This window comes from Sphaerisporangium rubeum, assembly GCF_014207705.1.
GTDB classification, from domain to species: Bacteria; Actinomycetota; Actinomycetes; order Streptosporangiales; family Streptosporangiaceae; genus Sphaerisporangium; species Sphaerisporangium rubeum.
In genome coordinates this window covers 756,918-774,193 of record NZ_JACHIU010000001.1, presented here as the reverse complement: position 1 = coordinate 774,193, position 17,276 = coordinate 756,918, and the positions used below count along the sequence as shown (strand labels likewise).

16 protein-coding genes are annotated in these 17,276 nt (G+C 72.2%); 12 read left to right on the top strand and 4 right to left on the bottom strand.

The genetic code is table 11. The features are described from left to right. Positions 1-38: 38 nt before the first annotated feature. Positions 39-1,799, bottom strand: coding sequence for an ABC transporter substrate-binding protein (locus tag BJ992_RS03015; RefSeq protein WP_184978424.1), 1,761 nt, complete (start codon positions 1,797-1,799; stop codon positions 39-41). Positions 1,800-2,367: 568 nt separating this feature from the next. Here BJ992_RS03015 and BJ992_RS03010 point away from each other — a divergent pair. From BJ992_RS03010 to BJ992_RS03000, 3 genes are all read left to right on the top strand, one after another. Continuing rightward, entirely contained in the window at positions 2,368-3,393 is a 1,026-nt protein-coding gene (locus tag BJ992_RS03010; protein WP_184978423.1) for a substrate-binding domain-containing protein, read from the top strand. 229 nt (positions 3,394-3,622) lie between these two features. Further along, entirely contained in the window at positions 3,623-3,958 is a 336-nt protein-coding gene (locus BJ992_RS03005) for a hypothetical protein (RefSeq protein WP_184978422.1), read from the top strand. Positions 3,959-4,063: 105 nt separating this feature from the next. Next, positions 4,064-4,951, top strand: a complete 888-nt coding sequence (locus BJ992_RS03000; RefSeq protein WP_184978421.1) for a DUF4429 domain-containing protein — start codon at positions 4,064-4,066, stop codon at positions 4,949-4,951. 65 nt (positions 4,952-5,016) lie between these two features. On the opposite strand, the gene BJ992_RS02995 is transcribed toward BJ992_RS03000, so the two are convergent. From BJ992_RS02995 to BJ992_RS02985, 3 genes are all read right to left on the bottom strand, one after another. Further along, entirely contained in the window at positions 5,017-5,517 is a 501-nt protein-coding gene (locus tag BJ992_RS02995; RefSeq protein WP_343072474.1) for an HNH endonuclease family protein, read from the bottom strand. Between the two features lie 322 nt (positions 5,518-5,839). Next, positions 5,840-6,652, bottom strand: coding sequence for an alpha/beta fold hydrolase (locus BJ992_RS02990; protein ID WP_184978420.1), 813 nt, complete (start codon positions 6,650-6,652; stop codon positions 5,840-5,842). A 90-nt stretch (positions 6,653-6,742) separates the two neighbouring features. Next, positions 6,743-7,531 (bottom strand): CPBP family intramembrane glutamic endopeptidase, encoded by a 789-nt coding sequence (locus BJ992_RS02985; RefSeq protein WP_184978419.1) that lies wholly within the window; start codon positions 7,529-7,531, stop codon positions 6,743-6,745. A gap of 183 nt (positions 7,532-7,714) precedes the next feature. Between BJ992_RS02985 and BJ992_RS02980 the strand changes: the two genes are divergently transcribed. The 9 genes from BJ992_RS02980 (at position 7,715) to BJ992_RS02940 (ending at position 17,232) form a co-directional block, all read left to right on the top strand. After that, complete coding sequence (locus BJ992_RS02980) at positions 7,715-8,545, top strand: glycosyltransferase family 2 protein (RefSeq protein ID WP_184978418.1); 831 nt, start codon at positions 7,715-7,717, stop codon at positions 8,543-8,545. Positions 8,546-8,692: 147 nt separating this feature from the next. After that, a complete protein-coding gene (locus BJ992_RS02975) occupies positions 8,693-10,333 on the top strand; it encodes a carbamoyltransferase family protein (protein WP_184978417.1) in 1,641 nt (546 codons plus the stop codon). After that, the gene (locus BJ992_RS02970; RefSeq protein WP_343072473.1) at positions 10,330-11,286 is read left to right on the top strand and encodes a glycosyltransferase family 2 protein; all 957 of its coding nucleotides are present in this window, start codon (positions 10,330-10,332) and stop codon (positions 11,284-11,286) included. Before BJ992_RS02975 ends, BJ992_RS02970 begins: the two co-directional genes overlap by 4 nt. Next, positions 11,283-12,419 carry a glycosyltransferase family 9 protein gene (locus tag BJ992_RS02965; RefSeq protein WP_343072472.1) on the top strand — a complete coding sequence of 379 codons (1,137 nt, stop codon included), beginning with the start codon at positions 11,283-11,285 and terminating at the stop codon, positions 12,417-12,419. The genes BJ992_RS02970 and BJ992_RS02965 overlap by 4 nt, the downstream gene beginning before the upstream one ends. Continuing rightward, positions 12,416-13,609 carry a glycosyltransferase gene (locus BJ992_RS02960; RefSeq protein ID WP_184978415.1) on the top strand — a complete coding sequence of 398 codons (1,194 nt, stop codon included), beginning with the start codon at positions 12,416-12,418 and terminating at the stop codon, positions 13,607-13,609. Before BJ992_RS02965 ends, BJ992_RS02960 begins: the two co-directional genes overlap by 4 nt. A 5-nt stretch (positions 13,610-13,614) precedes the next feature. After that, entirely contained in the window at positions 13,615-14,166 is a 552-nt protein-coding gene (locus BJ992_RS02955; protein ID WP_184978414.1) for a D-sedoheptulose-7-phosphate isomerase, read from the top strand. A gap of 13 nt (positions 14,167-14,179) precedes the next feature. Continuing rightward, positions 14,180-15,526, top strand: coding sequence for a D-glycero-beta-D-manno-heptose 1-phosphate adenylyltransferase (rfaE2, locus tag BJ992_RS02950; protein WP_184978413.1), 1,347 nt, complete (start codon positions 14,180-14,182; stop codon positions 15,524-15,526). Positions 15,527-15,568: 42 nt separating this feature from the next. Next, on the top strand, positions 15,569-16,249 hold the full coding sequence (locus BJ992_RS02945) for an SDR family oxidoreductase (protein ID WP_184978412.1): 681 nt from the start codon (positions 15,569-15,571) through the stop codon (positions 16,247-16,249). Beyond that, on the top strand, positions 16,246-17,232 hold the full coding sequence (locus BJ992_RS02940; RefSeq protein ID WP_343072471.1) for a UDP-glucuronic acid decarboxylase family protein: 987 nt from the start codon (positions 16,246-16,248) through the stop codon (positions 17,230-17,232). The genes BJ992_RS02945 and BJ992_RS02940 overlap by 4 nt, the downstream gene beginning before the upstream one ends. The last annotated feature ends 44 nt before the right edge of the window (positions 17,233-17,276 follow it).

Sequence of the window (17,276 nt, the reverse complement as noted above, 5' to 3'; positions counted from 1 at the left end):
CCCCCTCCCGCCTGGCGGGAGGGGGCGAGGTCGTCCGGTCAGGGGTTCGCCGGCTGGAGCTGTGCGATGGTCTCGAACCCGCCGAGCTCCATCCAGTTGCGCCACGCCACCGGCGCGGTCTTCGGCGCGTTCGGCGCCGAGGACGGCCAGTTCTTCCAGACCGAGCTGCTGACCTGCGACCACAGGCCGTTGTACCAGAGCGGGATGATCGGCATCTCGTCCAGGTGGATCTTCTGGAGCTTGGAGATGACGGCTTTCATGCCTTCGACGTCGTCGGCCTTCACCTGGTCGAGCTCGTGCACCAGGTCCCAGGCCTCCTTGTTCTCGTACCGGCCGAAGTTGACCGTGTTCTGCACCTTCCTGATGGGGAGCTGGAAGATGTAGTCGTAGTACGTCCACGGGGTGCTGGACAGGCCGCGCTCGTTGTTGATGAGCAGGTCGAACTTGCCGCTGTTGCGCACTTCCACCAGAGCGTTGAAGTCGGGGAAGTCGGGGGTGACGTTGATCCCGGCGTCCTTGGCGCTGGCGGCGATGACCCGGATGGACTCCATCCAGTCGGTCCAGCCGGACGGCACGATCAGCTTGAGGTTGATCTTGGAGCCGTCCTTGTTCTCCACCAGGCCGTCGCCGTCGCGGTCGCGGTAGCCGGCGTCGGCGAGCAGCTTCTTGGCCTTGGCGGTGTCGAACGTGAAGCCGGACTGGCCGACCACGGACTGGTCGACGTACTGGTCCCACTGCGGCAGCAGGCCGGTCGGGCTGGACACCTTCACCAGGTTGCCGTACACACCCTCGATGATCTTCTTGGTGTCGACGGAGTACGCCAGCGCCTTGCGGAACTCGGGGTCGTCCATCGGCTTCTTGGTGGTGTTCGGCACGAGCCACGCCGTGTTGGCCGACAGCATGTACGGCGGCTCGGGGTAGAACGTCGAGACGCCGAAGTTCCCCTTGACGAGGTTCGCCGCGCCGGGGAGGAAGTTGTTGCTGAGGTCCAGGCCCTTCTGCAGCAGCAGGCCCATCGCGACCTCGTTGCTGGAGTTGACGATGTCGACGATGTACTTGGGCTTGGGGTCCATCCGCAGGGCCGTCTTGCCCCACCAGTCGTCGCGCTTGACCCAGATCACGCGGTCCTGGTCGTGGCTCATGTACTTGTAGGCGCCGGTGGCGACGGGGTTCTCGTTGACGCCGTCCAGCACGTCCTGCTCGGAGCGGTCCTTCCAGATGTGCTCAGGCACGATGGACCTGCTGTACAGGTTGAAGCTCCACTGCTGGTAGTTGGCCTTGGAGAAGCTGAACTTCACCGTCTGCGGGTCGACGGCCTCGACGGTGGTCAGGAAGTCCCAGATGTTGTGATACGGGATGGTCTCCATCTTGCCGAGCTCGAAGGTGTACTTCACGTCGGCCGAGGTGAACGGCTTGCCGTCCGACCAGGTGACGCCGGAGCGGAGTTTGACCTGGTAGGTCTTGTCGTCGACCCAGTCGCCGCTCTCGGCGAGCCAGGGGATGAGCTTGCCGGCGTTGGGGTCGAAGTGGAACAGGGTCTCGTACGCGAGGCCCTTGGTGCCGGTGGCCGAGTCCCATTCACGGATGGGGTTGAAGTTGGCCGGCGGGCCCCACTGGGTGCCGCTCATGTAGAGCGTCTCGTTGCGTGGCAGCGAATTCGGGTTCGCCGCCGCCGCTCCTGGCGCGCTGGCCGAGCCGGAGCCCTGGGGTGCGGGTGGCGTGGATCCGCCGCCGGTACACCCGGCGGCCACCACACCGGCGACGAGGAGCGGGATCAGGTACCGCGCTCGGTTTCGCATCGATTTCTCCTTCCTCCGCGAGCTGATCGCGGAGGGTTCCGAACAACCTTCAGGCTCCGATGGAGGGGGGATTGACGGGAGCGTGCTCCCTGGCGGGACGGGGTCCTGGTACGTGATCACGGTGACCCAGCGTGAGAGCGCTCTTGGGAGCGCTCCCATACGCGGGTCGCCGCTTGCTCGGTCAAGGATTCGATTGTCGTCACACCTCATCCCCGGACCGGGGACAGCCGGCCGGCCGTTGCCGTCGCGGCAGCTCAGGCAGCGGATGATGAACCGGATAAGTACCGTGAAAGTAAATTTCCTGTGTCCGGTGTGTCAATAGGCGTGACCCGTTTGAGACATCGTCCAGCCCCAGGGAGGTTTCCCGGGAAGCCCGTTCCGGACGCGGCGAGCCAGGGATTAGGCCCTAGTATTAATGGGGATGCGTGGTCGGTTTGTAGTTCTTTGCACGACTTCCTGGTCGACGGTCGATCACGCTCCGCCACGACACGGGGGACGTCGTCGCAGGGTGCGTAGTAAGGTGCGCGGCAGAACGCCGCAACATAACCGGTTCAGCCAGGGAGCGGACGTGAAACGACCGACGATCGCAGACATCGCGCGCCGGGCCGGGGTCTCCAAGGTCGCCGTCTCTTACGCGCTGAACGACCGTCCCGGCGTGTCCGAGTCCAAACGCGCCGCGATCAAGGCCATCGCCAAGGAGATCGGCTGGCGGCCCAACAGCGCCGCGCGCGCGCTCAACGGCGCGCAGGCGCGCACCGTCGGCCTCGTAGTGTGCAGGCCCGCGCGCGTCCTCGGCATGGAGCCGTTCTTCATGGAGCTGATCAGCGGCATCGAGGGTGAGCTGTCCGCGCGGTCGTTCGCCTTGATGCTCCAGGTCGTGGCCGACCACGAGCAGGAGATCGAGGCGTACCGCCGCTGGTGGGGCGAGGGCCGCATCGACGGCGCCATCCTGGTCGACCTCCACTTCGGCGACCCCCGGGTGGCCGAGCTGCGGGTGCTCGGCCTTCCCGCCGTCGTCGTCGGCCACCCGTCGGAGTCCGGCGGCCTGCTGCCGGTGTGGTCGGACGAGTCCCCCGCCGTCCACGAGGCCGTGCGGTACCTGTACGCGCTCGGCCACCGCAGGATCGCCAGGGTCGCCGGCCTGCCGCAGCTCGTGCACACCGTGCTGCGCGACCGCGCCTTCGACACCGTGTGCGGACAGCTCGGGCTGACCGGCCACACCGTCGTGCACACCGACTACACCGGTGAGGAAGGCGCGCGGGCCACCCGGCGGCTGATCAGCTCGCCGGACCGGCCCACCGCGATCGTGTACGACAACGACATCATGGCCGTCGCGGGGCTGTCGGTCGCACAGGAGATGCGGCTCGACGTACCCGGGGACCTGTCCATCGTGGCGTGGGACGACTCGCCGCTCTCCCAAGTGGTACGGCCCGCGCTGACCGCGCTCAGCCGGGACATCCCCGCCTACGGCGCGCACGCGGCGCGGCGGTTGATGAGCCTCATCGCGGGGGACGAGGTGGGAGGCTTCGAGGACGAGGCGGCGCGGCTGACCCCGCGGGGAAGCACGGCGCCGCCGCCTGTCGTGGCGCACTGAACGATGGCGATCTAAATGATGTTGGATTTTATCGGAATATGTGAGGCATTTCCGCGTACCTTAGTGGTGGGGCGAGGTTACTACCACGAGATCAAGGGAAGCTGCGACCTGGTTCGAGCTGGTCGATCAACCGCCGTAGGTGGCTGACCGCCGACACGCTCGCGAGGGCGTTCACAGCGGTGGCGACGGCCATGCGGCCGGCGACAGATGAACCATGGAAGAGGTCGTGATGACGAACGAGGTCACGGAAGGCAAGACCGCCGCGCGCGAGCTGGCGGCCCGGCTACCCGGCTGGATGGTCTGGTACGGCGAGCACACCCGCCGCTACTGGGCCACCCCGCGCTCCAAGGCCGCGGCGCGAGGCGTACTCGCCGAGGCGGACACCCCCGAGGAGCTCGTGGACGTCGTGCGTCACATGACCGACGGCACCCCGCTTCCCGAGCGCGCTCCGGAGCCGCAGGGTGTGCGTGAGATCCAGGGCTCGGAGACCATGCGTCCCTTCCCGGGCCACACCGAACCACGGCACAGCAGAGAGCCGGTCGGCGCGCGCACCGCACGCGACTGACGCCGTCCGCGTCCCGGCCCGTCACCGGACGGCCCGGTCCCACCGATCTCCGGCGCCGGGCCGCACACGAGCCCGGCGCGCGCGGACGGACAATAGGATCCCGGTATGGCGGAGGTCCTTGCACGAGACGGCATGTGGACGTTCGACGGTGAGACCGTGCGCGTGACCCCCTCACGGGACCGTCACGTCCACAAACTCCGGCAGTTGCTCGGCGAGCGGTCCATCCCTCTCGCCGCCATCGCCGGCATCGCGTACGAACCCGGCCGCAGGACAGGCAGGTTGCGGTTGCGGCTGCGTGACGGCGCCGACCCGTTCGTGACCGCCACGCAGGGCCGCATCCCCGACGCCGCCGACCCCTACCGGCTCGCCGTGGACGCCGGCCGTACCGGCGTGGCCGAATACTTCGCCGACGAGGTGCGCAACTCGCTGCTCATCGAGCAGGTCCCCGACACCCCGTGCGACTCCTGGCTGCTCCCCGGCCCCGCCGTCCCCCTGACCGCGGCCGCCGGCGACGGCTCGGCGACGTTCGACGGCGAACGCGTGCACCTCAACTGGAACTGGGCCACCGAGTCAGGCAAACGCTCCGCCGGCTCACAGGAGTTCTCCCTGCGCGACGTCGCCGGCGTGGACTGGACCCCCTCGGCCGGCCTGGAGAACGGCTTCGTCCGCTTCCGCCTGAAAGGTGCCCCCGACACCCGCCAGCCACCCAAGCACGACCCCCACTGCCTGGTCCTGTGGGGCCTGGAAAAGGAAACCCGCACCATAGCGATGCTCCTCACCGCCATGACGGCCCGCCTCCCCCACCCCTCCACCCCCGCCGACGCTCCCCGGCCCACCCCCGCCGCGCTCGAACCCCCCACCACCCCGTCCACCGGCGACGACCCCGACGCTCTCCTGCGCCGTCTGCGCGAACTCGGCGAACTCCACCGCGAAGGCGTGCTCACCGAGGAGGAGTTCACCACCGCCAAACAGTCCCTCCTCCGCCGCCTCTGACCCACCCGGCGACCCCCTCGTCGACCCCGGCGAACCGTCCAGCCGCCGTCGGCTCGACCGGCCGGTCAGCGGCACTGCCGCAGCATGACCCGCTTGTCCGTCGCGGTCACCGGCAGCCCGTACTTCAACGCGACCTGCGCGAAACGTGCGACGTACGCGCAACGCACTCGATGCGACGGCGGCAACCACGAGGCCGGCCCCGCACCTCCCTTCGCGACGTTGACCTCACGGGACACCGGCAGCAGGTTGAGCGGATCGTTGGCGATACGCAGCCGCTTGGCCATGGGCCACCACCGAGCTCCCATCCGCCACTCGTAGGCGAGCGGCACGACATGGTCCACCTGCACCCGATCGGCGTCCGACCTTCGCCACACGATGTCCCGCCGGGTATAGGGGTCGGTCAGCCGGAAGGCCACCACCACACACCCCGACCCGTCCCGCCACTCGACCTCCCGTCCGTCCCTGGCCAGCACGTCGTCCCGAGTACGGCACCCGTTGCGCGCGTAAGGCACCCCCCGCGCGTCATCGGCCCACTTCTCCCCGAAACGCGTACGGCTGTACCCCACCAGCGACCCCGACCTCCCGACTCGCAGCCTCCCGATGAGCGCACGCGCCGAAGCCCGATCCGACCGCGTGGTGACAGGCGACAACCCCCGTTTCGTGCCATCGGGATTGTCCAACGGCTTGGCCTGCTTCGACGGACGCGCCGCACCACCAGGCACATCCTTCCCATCGCCCTGCCCCGCGAGAGAGACCAGCACCGCCGCCACAGCGAAAACCCCGACGATCTCGCGAGCACCCAGCGCCGCCTCCCGAAGTCCTCACGCCGATGGCCCGCCAGTGTGATCCCCATAAAACCCGTCTTCGACACTAATGATCATGTGTCCGTCACCGGCCGCCGAGCACCTCGTGCAGGCGTTCGGCGAAGGCGCCGGCGTGGGGGATGTAGCCGACGTGGTCGCCGGGGAAGGGGGTGAGCGGGAGGTCGAGGTGGGTGGCGAGGCTGGTGGCGGCCTCGTACGGCATCTGGTGGTGGGAGGCGGTGCCGCCGGCGACGATCAGGGGGAGGGTGCGGAGGGCTTGGAGGTCGGGTTCGTAGCGGGGGAAAGTGGTCACCTCGTGCGCGAAGAAGAAGTCGAAGTTGCGGCGGATGCGGGTGATGATCTCCTGGACGTGGGGTGGGAGGTCGCCTTGGGGTTCCATGACGGGTCGCTGGCCCATCGCGCCGGCGAACTTGGCGGCGGCGGCGTCCACGCCATGGGTGAAGTAGGTCTCGCGTACGGCGTCCAGGAAGGTCAGCCAGTGGTCGCGGTCGGTCAGCAGGGTGACGGCGGGGGGCTCGTGGGCCACCAGGGTGCGGACCTGGCCGGGGTGGCGGGTTATCAGGTCGAGGCCCACCAGGGCTCCTGAGCTGCTGCCGAAGACGTATGCCGGGTGCTCGGTCACTTCGGTCAGAAGCAGGTGAGCGTCTTCGGCGTGGGTCTCCACCGTCTGGGGGCCGGGGGGCTCGGTCAGGGTGCTGCGGGAGTTTCCCCTGGGGTCGTACGCCACCACGGTGTAGCGGTCGGCCAGCAGGCGGGACAGGGCGGTGAAGCCGGCCGTGTCGCCGTTTCCGCCGGCGATGAGCAGGAGCACGGGGCCCGAGCCTTGGATCTCGTAGTAGAGGTGTGCTCCTGGCACGTCGAGTTTCGCGGTCTTCATGACGAGGTCACCCTTCCCGGATCGATTGCTGTCAATGTAGGTTGACACTCATGATCCTGTCAACCTACATTGACAGCCGCGCGGGAGGCGTCAGGGGAGCCAGCTCACGCGGCCCCGGAGGAGGCCGTAGCCGACGAAGGCGACGATGTCGATCAAGGTGTGTGCGACGATCAGAGGCATCGCGCGGCCCCAGCGCTGGTACAGGCGGCCGAAGAGCAGGCCCATGGCGAGGTTGCCGATGAAGCCGCCGAAGCCCTGGTACAGGTGGTAGGAGGCACGCAGGACGGCCGACAGCGCCACGGCGCGCCAGGGGGACCAGCCGAGACGGTCCAGGCGGTGCAGGAGATAGCCGGCGACGACGACCTCCTCGAGGACGCCGTTCTCGGCGGCGGCGAGGACCAGGACGGGGACGCGCCACCAGGTGTCGGGGAGGCGGTCGGGGACGACGTCGAGGTTGATGCCGGCCTGGTAGGCGAAAAGATAGAAGACCAGGCCGGTGCCGCCGACGACGGCGGCGAGCGCGGCGCCGCGCAGCAGGTCGCGGCCCGGTTCGCGGCGGTCGGCGCCGATGGTGCGCAGGGACTCGCCGGACCGCGCGAGCAGGTAGCCGACCAGCGCGACCGGGGCCAGGGAGATGACGATGCCGGTGAGCTGGTAGGCGAGGTCGAGCCAGGGCCGGCCGGGGGCCAGGGTGCCGACCAGGACGGCGCGCTGGGCCCCGAGCTCGCGAGGGGCCGTGAGCGACCCGATCAGGGATACCAAGGAACGCAGCGCGCTGGCGCCGAGCGACACCGCGAAGACGACGACGATCTCGGTGCCGACGAGCCGCGGCGTGAAGGGCCGCGCGTCCTCGGCGGTGTACGGCGAAGAGTCTCGCATGCCCCGCAGATTAGCCCCGCCACCTGTAGCCACGGCGTCAAGGGTGCGGAGGCGGGCCTGCTCGTGGGACCTCTGGCCACGCGGAGTCGGGGACGCCGACCCGTCCCGCGAGCCGGTGGCGGCGATCATGGGGTGCAAGGGGACGTCAAGTGACATGCAGGAGGCGTGCGGCATGCTTCGCGCATGACACCGCACGGGATCGTCTCCGTACCGCGAACCAAGCACATCCGTCGTACCGGCCACACCCCGGTCAGCGAGAGCCTGGCCATCGGTGTGACGGTCAGCGTGGTCGTCCCCGCCATGAACGAGGCCGCGAACCTGCCGCACGTGTTCGCCACCCTGCCGCCGTGGATCCACGAGGTGGTGCTGGTGGACGGCCACTCCACCGACGACACGGTGGCGGTGGCCCGCCGCCTGCGGCCGGGCCTGCGCGTCGTCACCCAGAGCCGCAGAGGCAAGGGGAACGCGCTCATCGAGGGGTTCGCCGCCGCGACCGGCGACATCATCGTCATGATCGACGCCGACGGCTCCACCGACGGCCGCGAGATCGTCCGGTTCGTCGCCACGCTGGTGGCAGGCGCCGACTTCGCCAAGGGCTCCAGGTACGCCTCCGGCGCCGGCTCCGACGACATCAGCCCCACCCGTTCCCTCGGCAACCGCGTGCTGACCACCCTGGCCAACCGCCTGTACCGCACCCGTTACACCGACCTGTGCTACGGCTACAACGCCTTCTGGTCGCGCCACCTCCCCGCGCTGGCCCTCGACTGCGACGGCTTCGAGATCGAGACCCTGATGAACATCCGCGCCGCGCGGGCCGGGCTGAAGGTCCACGAGGTGCCGAGCCACGAGCGCAGCCGCATCCACGGCGTCAGCAACCTGCACGCCGTCCGGGACGGCTGGCGCGTGCTCAAGACCCTGTTCCGCGAACGCGGCCGCGCCGCCACCCCGGCCGTCCCGCACCCCCGGCAGCCACTGGCCATCGACCAGGTTCCCGAGCACAGCGCCGCCTGCTGACAAATCAGGATTTGGACTGATCTTTGATCACTCACAGTGACTAAGTTCAAGATTCATGGCCTTTCTACCTCGTGGTATGCGCAAAGCGGCGTTTGGTGACGGCTTCTCTCGGTAACCAGACCATCGCAGCCTTACGGAGGTATGCCGATGCGGTTTCTCGGGATCAATGCCATATTTCACGACCCCGCGGCGGCGCTGGTCGTGGACGGGGAAGTCGTCGCGGCGGCGGAGGAGGAAAGGTTCAGCCGGCGTAAGCACGGCAAGCGACCGGTGGCCTTCTCCGCGTGGGAGTTGCCGGAGCAGGCGGCGGCGTGGTGTCTCCAGCGCGCGGGGCTGCGGGCCGAGGACCTGGACGGGGTGGCGTACTCGTACGACCCGGAGCTGGTGCGGCCGGGGACGGCGGGGCTGGACACGGGGTGGGAGGACCTGCGGACGACGTACGCGCGGCGCGCGCCGGCGTTCCTCGCGTCGGCGTTGCCGGGCCTGGACGGGGCCAAGGTGACGTTCGTGCCGCATCACGTGGCGCACGCGGCGTCGGCGGGGCTGGCGGCGCCGTACCGGCGGTCGGCGGTGCTGGTGTGCGACGGCCGGGGGGAGGCCGTGTCGCACCTCGCGGGGGTGTACCGGGACGGGGACCTCAGTGTGCTGGCGGCGCAGGAACTGCCGCACTCGCTCGGGCTGATGTACGAGGACGTGACGGCGCATCTGGGGTTCCAGCGGTCCAGCGACGAGTACAAGGTGATGGCGCTCGCGGCGTACGGCGAGCCGCGCCACCTCGGTGAGCTGCGAGAACTGATCTACACCACGGGTGACGGCGGGTTCCACGTGGAGCCGGTGGACTGGAGCGTTTACGCCAAGGCAGGCACCGGCGACGGCCGGTGGACGGCCGGACAGGCGGACCTCGCGGCCGGCGTGCAGCGGCGCCTGGAGGAGGTGCTGCTCGAACTGGCCGCATGGCTGCACGAGCGCACCGGCGAGCGGTGCCTGACGATGGCCGGCGGCGTGGCGCTCAACTGCGTGGCGAACACGCGACTGCTGCGCGAGGGGCCGTTCGAGCAGGTCTGGGTGCAGCCCGCGGCCGGGGACGCGGGGACGGCGCTCGGCGGCGCGCTGCACCTGGCGCGGCTGCACAGCGAGCCGGTGGCGCCGATGCCGGGGGCCGGCCTCGGTCGTGAGTGGACCGACGAGGAGCTCGCCGCGTGGCTGACCACCGCGGCCGTGCCGTTCCGGCGGCCCGCCGACCTCGCGGCGGCCGTCGCGGCCGAGCTCGCCGCGGACCGGATCGTCGCGTGGTTCCAGGGACGGTCGGAGTACGGCCCCCGCGCGCTCGGCCACCGGTCGCTGCTCGCGCACCCCGGCCGCGCCGCGAACACCGACCGGCTGAACGCGGTGAAGGGCCGCGAGCCGTTCCGGCCGGTGGCCCCCATGGTGCTCGCCGAACGCGCCGGCGAGGTGTTCGCACGCGGCCCCCTGCCGAGCCCGTACATGCTGTTCGTGCACGACGTGCGGCCCGGGTGGCGCGACCGCCTGCCGGCCGTGACGCACGTCGACGGCACGGCGCGCGCGCAGACCGTCGACCGCGCGGCCGAGCCGCTGCTGGCGCGGCTGCTCACGGAGTTCGAGGCACGCACCGGTCTGCCGGTGCTGGTCAACACCAGCCTGAACACGGCGGGACGGCCCATGGTGGACGACCCGCGCGACGCGCTCGAATGCTTCGGCTCCGCGCCGGTGGACCTGCTCGTGCTCGGGCCGTACCTGGTGCGCCGCGGGGAGGTGTGCTCCGCGTGATCACCGTCGTGATCCCCACCATCGGACGGCGCAGCCTGGCCCGCACACTGGCCGCGCTCGGATCCGCGACACCGATCATCGTGGTCGACGACCGGCCGAGGTTCTGCCCCGAACTGAAGGTCCCCGCGCACGCGCAGGTGCTGCGCACGGGGGGCCGCGGTCCCGCGGCGGCACGCAACGCGGGGTGGCGCGCGGCCCGCACCCTGTGGGTCGCGTTCCTGGACGACGACGTGGTGCCGCAACCGGGATGGCCGGCGGACCTCGCCGCCGACCTGGCGGGCCTGCCGCCGGACGTCGCCGGCAGCCAGGGCCGCCTGGTCGTGCCGCTGCCTGAGGGCCGTCGGCCGAACGACGCCGAACGCGGCACGGCCGGCCTGACCGGGGCCGTCTGGGTGACCGCCGACATGGCGTACCGGCGGGCCGCGCTGGAGCGGGCCGGCGGGTTCGACGAGCGGTTCCCCCGCGCGTACCGCGAGGACGCCGACCTCGCGCTGCGGCTGATGCGCCACGGGTACCGCCTGGTCAAGGGCCGCAGGGTGACGTGCCACCCGGCGCGGGACGACGGGTTCTGGACCAGTGTGCGCGCGCAGCGAGGCAACGCCGACGACGCGCTGATGCGCCGCGTGCACGGCCCCGGCTGGCGGGCCGCCGTCGGCGGCGCACCCGGCCGGCTGACCCGGCACGCCGCCACCACCACGCTCGGCGTGTTGTCGTGCGTGCTCGGCGCGGCCGCGGCGGCCGCACGCCGCGACGACGTCGGACGCAGGGCCGCGCGTGGCGCGCTGCTGGCCTCGGCCGGCTGGCTGGGCCTGACGGCCGAGTTCGCCTGGGCCAGGCTCGCACCGGGGCCCCGTACACCGGAGGAGGTGGTGCGGATGGCCGTCACCAGTGTCGTCATCCCCCCGCTGGCCTGCGTCCACCGCCTGCGCGGCGAGCTCCAGGTGCGCCGGTGACACGCGGATCGCCGGCGGATCCCGTGGGAACCGTGCTGGTGGCACGGCTCGACAACGCCGGTGACGTGCTGCTCGCCGGGCCGGCGATCCGGGCCGTGGCGGCGCGCGCCGCGCGGGTCGTGGCGCTGACCGGGCCGAACGGTACGGCCGCCGCGGGGCTGCTGCCGGGTGTGGACCAGGTGATCGAGTGGCGCGCGCCGTGGATCGACCCCGATCCGGTGCCGCTGACGCCGCGGCACACCGACGACCTGCTGTCCATGGTGCGGGACGTGGCGCCGGACCTGGCGGTGATCCTCACGTCGTTCCACCAGTCGTCGCTGCCGCTGGCCCTGCTGCTGCGCCTCGCCGGCGTGCCGAGGATCGCCGCCGTCAGCGAGGACTACCCCGGGTCGCTGCTCGACGTGCGGCACCTGGTGGACGAGACCGCCGACGTCCCGGAGGCGCTGCGCATGCTGGCCCTGGTCCGCGACGCGGGCTTCGAGCTTCCCGCGGGTGACGACGGTGCGCTCGACGTACGACGGCCCCTGCCGCCGGTGGAGCACCTGACCGGCCCGCCGGGGTACGTGGTCGCGCATCCCGGCACGTCGGCGCCGGCCCGGGCCTGGCCCGCCGATCACCACGCGCGCGCCGTGCGGGACCTGGTGCTCGGCGGCCTGCGTGTCGTCGTCACCGGGGACCCCGACGAGCAGGCCCTCACCGCGCGGGTCGCCGGAGCGTACGGCATGGACCTCGGCGGGGTGACGACGCTGCACGAGCTGGCGGCGGTGCTGGCAGGCGCGGCGGCGGTCGTCGTCGCCAACACCGGCCCCGCGCACCTGGCGGCGGCGGTCGGCACACCGGTGGTGAGCCTTTTCGCACCGGTCGTCCCGGCGGCGCGCTGGGCTCCGTACCAGGTGCCGGTGACGCTGCTCGGCGACCAGGACGCGCCGTGCCGCGGCACCCGGGTCCGTGTGTGTCCGGTGGCGGGCCATCCCTGCCTGTCGTCGGTGACCCCGGAGCGGGTGGTGGCGGCGGTGCGCGAGCTCATCGCGGTCTCGACCCCCGGCGCGCTGCGCCACGCGACCGCACCGGCGCTCGTCGACGCGGATGACGCGGACGACGCGGCCGAAGCGCTGCGGGAGGGGGTGCGATGAGGATCGCCATGGTGTCGGAGCACGCCGACCCGCTGGCCGCGATCGGCGGCGTGGACGCGGGTGGCCAGAACGTGCACGTCGCGGGGCTCGCCGTCGCGCTGGCGGCCCTCGGCCACGAGGTGACCGTGTACACGCGCAGGACGGCCCCCGGTCAGGACGTCCCGGTGCCGCTGGCGCCTGGCGCCGTGGTGGAGCACGTGCCGGCCGGGCCGCCTGAGCGGCTGCCGAAGGACGACCTGCCGCCGCACATGCCGGCCTTCGCCGCGTGGCTGGCCCGCCGGTGGTCGGCGGACCGGCCGGACGTGGCGCACGCGCACTTCTGGATGAGCGGCATGGCGGCGCTGCGTGCCGCCACCTGGCTCGGTGTGCCTGTGGTGCAGACGTTCCACGCGCTCGGCACCGTCAAGCGCCGCTGGCAGGGTGCCGCCGACACCAGCCCGCCGGAACGGCTCGCCGTGGAACGCGACATCGGCCGCCGGGCCGCGGCGGTCATCGCGACCTGCGCCGACGAGATACGCGAACTGGTCGCGATGGGGGTGCCACCGGAACGGATCACCGTGGTGCCGTGCGGCGTGGACCTCACGCTGTTCCGGCCGGACGGCCCGGCCGCGCGGGACGGCCGCGCCGCGCTGGTGCTGAGCATCGGCCGGCTCGTGCCACGCAAAGGTGTGGACACCATCATCGAGGCCCTGCCCCGGGTGCCGGACGCGCGGCTCGTCGTCGCCGGTGGCGAACCAGGCGACGCCGAGTGGCTGCGGCTGCGGTCCCTCGCGTCGGCGTCCGGCCTCGCCGGCCGGGTACGCCTCATCGGGGCCGTCCCCCGCCGCGACGTACCGGCGCTGATGCGGTCGGCGCAGGTCGTGGTGACCGTGCCGTGGTACGAGCCGTTCGGCATGGTGCCGGTCGAGGCCATGGCCTGCGGCGTGCCGGTGATCGCCTCGGCCGTCGGCGGCCACCTCGACACGGTGTCCGGCTGCGGCGTCCTCGTGCCGCCACGCCGGCCACGTGCCGTCGCCAGGGCCCTGCGCGACCTGCTCGCGGCCCCCGAACGGCGCGCGTCCATCGCACAGGCGGGGCTGCGCCGGGCCCGCGCGCGGTACGGCTGGCCGCAGGTCGCGGCACGGACCGAGTCGGTGTACCGGAGCCTCATCGGTGAGCGCACCGGCCGGCTCGCGACGGCGGAGGGGTGAGGCCCATGCATCCACATCTGGTGCGGCTCAGGGGAGCGCTCGCGGCGGTCAGCGTCGAGACGCCGCGCATCCACATGTGGGGCCGCAAGCTCGCGGCCGTACTCGCCGGCGGCGGACGCCTGCTGGCCTGCGGGAACGGCGGATCGGCCGCCGAGGCGCAGCACCTCACCGCCGAACTCGTCGGCCGGTTCCGCGCCGACCGCGATCCGTACGCCGCGATCCCCCTGCACGCCGACACCTCCACGGCGACGGCCATCGCCAACGACTTCGGCGCCGACGAGGTCTACGCGCGGCAGGTACGCGCGCACGGCAGGCCCGGTGACGTGCTGATCTGCCTGTCCACCAGCGGGTCCAGCGGCAACGTGCTCGCCGCCGCCGCGGCGGGCCGCACCGGAGGGCTGCTGACATGGGCCCTCACCGGGAAGGCGCCGAACCCGCTGGCCTCGCTGTGCGACGAGGCGGTGGCGGTGCCGTCCCGCGACACCGCCACCGTCCAGGAGGTCCACCTCGCCATGATCCACATGCTGTGCGACGTGATCGAGGAGTCGGTGGCGTGAGCGAGGAGGAGCCGTGAGCGGGCCGATCGTCGTGGTGGGGGACTCGCTGCTCGACGTGGACGTCGAAGGGGACGCCGAGCGGCTGTGCCCCGACGCTCCCGTGCCGGTGGTGCGCGGGCTGACCGAGCGGCGGCGGCCCGGCGGGGCCGGCCTCGCGGCGCTGCTCGCGGCCCGCGCCGGCGCGGAGGTCGTGCTGATCACGGCGCTCGGTGAGGACACCGCGGGCCGGTGCCTGCGTGGCCTGCTGGCGCAGTTCGCCGAGGTCGTACGGCTCCCCCTGCGCGGCGCCACCGCACGCAAGACGCGGGTGCGCGCCAGAGGCCAGACCATGCTCAGGGTGGACACCGGGGACGGCAAGGCGTGGTGCGGCCCCGAAGGCGGCCGGGCCGCGCGTGCGCTGCGGAACGCCGGCGCGGTGCTGGTGTCGGACTACGGCAGAGGCACCGTCGAAGCCGTGCGTGAACTGCTCGGATGCCTGACCATGCCGCTGGTGTGGGACCCGCACCCCGCCGGGTCGCTGCCGGTGCCGGGCTGCGCGCTGGTCACCCCGACCGAGAGGGAGGCCGGTGAGCTGTGCGCACGGCCGTACCCCCTGCCGGAGCTGGCGGCGCGCGGACTGGCCCGCGAGCTGCACGCGGCGGCGGTGGCGGTCACGCTCGGCGGCCACGGCGCGGTGCTCGCCACCGACCGGGGTCACACCGTCCGCGTGCCGTCCCCCTCCCCCGCCACCGGGTTCGACACGTGCGGCGCCGGCGACCGGTTCGCCGCCGCCGCGGTGGTGGCGCTGCGCGACGGCGCCGACGCCGAGGAGGCGGTGCGTGAGGCCGTCGCCGAGGCGACCCGTTTCGTGCGGGCCGGCGGCGCGGCCGCGATCCGCCTGCCGGAACCGGCGGCGCCTGACCTGCCGCGTACGGCGCCGGAGCTGGCCGCGCTGACCCGCGCCTCCGGCGGCACGCTGGTCGCGACCGGCGGATGCTTCGACCTGCTGCACGCCGGCCACGTCAGTCTGCTGCGCCAGGCACGGGCCCTCGGCGACGCGCTCATCGTGTGCGTCAACTCCGACGAGTCGGTGCGCCGGCTCAAGGGCCCCGGCCGGCCGGTGGTGGCCGAACGGGACCGGGTGGAGATCCTGCGGGCCCTCGGCTGCGTGGACGGCGTCGCGGTGTTCACCGAGGACACGCCGAACGTCCTGATCGAGACGCTTCGTCCGGACGTGTGGGTCAAAGGCGGCGACTACACGGGCCTGGAACTGCCGGAGGCGGAGGCCGTACGCCGCTGCGGAGGAGACGTCGTGGTGCTGCCGACCGTCCCCGGCCACTCGACGACCGGGCTCATCGCCGCCGCTCAGGCGGTGATGTGACTCTCACGGCTGTCCGACCGGCCCCCACCTACCTGAAGGAGCATGCGGATGATCGGGAACGTGCTGATCACCGGCGGTGCGGCCGGCCTCGGCAGGGCCACCGCGACCGCCGTCGTCAAGGCCGGCGGACGGCCGCTGGTCATCGACCTCGTCCCTGCCGACAACGGCGCGGACCACGTCGTCGCGGACGTCGGCGACCGCGAGCAGGTGGAGCTCGCGGTGCATGAGCTGGCGGCACGCGCCGGCGGGCTGGACGGCGTGGTGACCGCCGCCGGGATCGACCGGTGCGGACCGCTGGACCAGGTGCCGGCCGAGGAGTGGGAACGCGTCGTGCGGGTCAACCTGCTCGGCACCGTGTCCGTGGTACGGGCCGCGCTGCCGTACCTGGACGGCGGCCGGGTCGTGACGGTCGCCTCGACGCTCGGGCTGCGCGCGGTCGGCGACGCCACCGCGTACTGCGCGGCCAAGGCGGGGGTCGTCGGCTTCACCCGGGCCCTCGCCGCCGAGACGGCGGGCCGGATCGGGGTGACGCTGCTGGTGCCGGGTGGCATGCGGACCGGTTTCTTCGACGGCCGCGACGAGAAGTACCGGCCGGGTCCAGGCGCCGGGCTCAACCAGCCCGAGGACGTCGCGGCGGCCGTGGTGTTCGCGCTCGGCCAGCCGCCGGGGTGCGAGGTCCGCGAGCTGGTGATGTGTCCCGGCACAGAGACGTCCTGGCCGTGAGGCACGACCTGGACGGGATCGCGGTGGCCGCGCGGCGGGTCCTGGTGACCGGCGGCGCCGGGTTCATCGGGTCGCACCTGTGCGAACGGCTGCTCGGCGAAGGCGCGTCCGTCATCTGCATGGACAACTTCCTCACCGGGTCACCCGGCAACGTCGAGCACCTGCTCGGCCGGCCGGGGTTCCGGCTGGTGGAGTGCGACCTCACCGGGTACGTCCACGTGCCGGGCCCGGTGGACCTGGTGCTGCACTTCGCCTCGGCCGCCTCCCCTGCCGACTACCTGCGCCACCCCATCGCCACGCTCAAGGTCGGCAGCATCGGCACGCTGCACGCGCTCGGGCTCGCCAAGGAGAAAGGCGCGCGGTTCGTGCTGGCGTCCACGAGCGAGGTGTACGGCGACCCGCTCGAACACCCGCAGCGGGAGACGTACTGGGGGAACGTCAACCCCGTCGGGCCGCGCAGCGTGTACGACGAGGCCAAGCGGTTCGCCGAGTCGCTGACCACGGCGTACCGCAACTCGCACGGCGTGGACACCGCGATCGTGCGCATCTTCAACACCTACGGCCCCCGGATGCGGCCCCACGACGGCCGGGCCATCCCGACGTTCGTCCGGCAGGCCATTTACGGGGAACCGCTCACCGTCACCGGCGACGGCACGCAGACCAGGTCCATCTGCTACGTGGACGACACGGTGCGCGGCGTCCTGGCGCTCGCCGCGAGCGACTTCGCCGGCCCCGTGAACATCGGCAACCCGGCCGAGCTGTCGATGCTGACCCTGGCCGAGACGATCCGGCGTCTCACCGGGTCGGACTCGTCCGTCAAGTTCGTGGACCGGCCGGTGGACGACCCGGAGGTACGGCGTCCCGACACCGCGCTGGCGGCGGCCCGCCTCGGCTGGACACCGCAGGTCGACGTCACCAGCGGCCTGCGGCGCACCATCGCGTGGTTCGAACAACAACTCCTCGCGACCCGTCCCGCCTCCTGACCGTGCCACGCGTCCTGGCCACCGCACCCGTTCAGCCCGCTGAA

What these genes read in the sequence shown, in the direction of transcription:
- BJ992_RS03015 (WP_184978424.1), bottom strand. Translation starts at nt 1,799, where the DNA reads ATGCGAAACCGAGCGCGGTACCTGATCCCGCTCCTCGTCGCCGGTGTG.
- BJ992_RS03005 (WP_184978422.1), top strand. Translation starts at nt 3,623, where the DNA reads ATGACGAACGAGGTCACGGAAGGCAAGACCGCCGCGCGCGAGCTGGCG.
- BJ992_RS03000 (WP_184978421.1), top strand. Translation starts at nt 4,064, where the DNA reads ATGGCGGAGGTCCTTGCACGAGACGGCATGTGGACGTTCGACGGTGAG.
- BJ992_RS02990 (WP_184978420.1), bottom strand. Translation starts at nt 6,652, where the DNA reads ATGAAGACCGCGAAACTCGACGTGCCAGGAGCACACCTCTACTACGAG.
- BJ992_RS02985 (WP_184978419.1), bottom strand. Translation starts at nt 7,531, where the DNA reads ATGCGAGACTCTTCGCCGTACACCGCCGAGGACGCGCGGCCCTTCACG.
- BJ992_RS02980 (WP_184978418.1), top strand. Translation starts at nt 7,715, where the DNA reads ATGACACCGCACGGGATCGTCTCCGTACCGCGAACCAAGCACATCCGT.
- BJ992_RS02975 (WP_184978417.1), top strand. Translation starts at nt 8,693, where the DNA reads ATGCGGTTTCTCGGGATCAATGCCATATTTCACGACCCCGCGGCGGCG.
- BJ992_RS02960 (WP_184978415.1), top strand. Translation starts at nt 12,416, where the DNA reads ATGAGGATCGCCATGGTGTCGGAGCACGCCGACCCGCTGGCCGCGATC.
- BJ992_RS02955 (WP_184978414.1), top strand. Translation starts at nt 13,615, where the DNA reads ATGCATCCACATCTGGTGCGGCTCAGGGGAGCGCTCGCGGCGGTCAGC.
- BJ992_RS02945 (WP_184978412.1), top strand. Translation starts at nt 15,569, where the DNA reads ATGCGGATGATCGGGAACGTGCTGATCACCGGCGGTGCGGCCGGCCTC.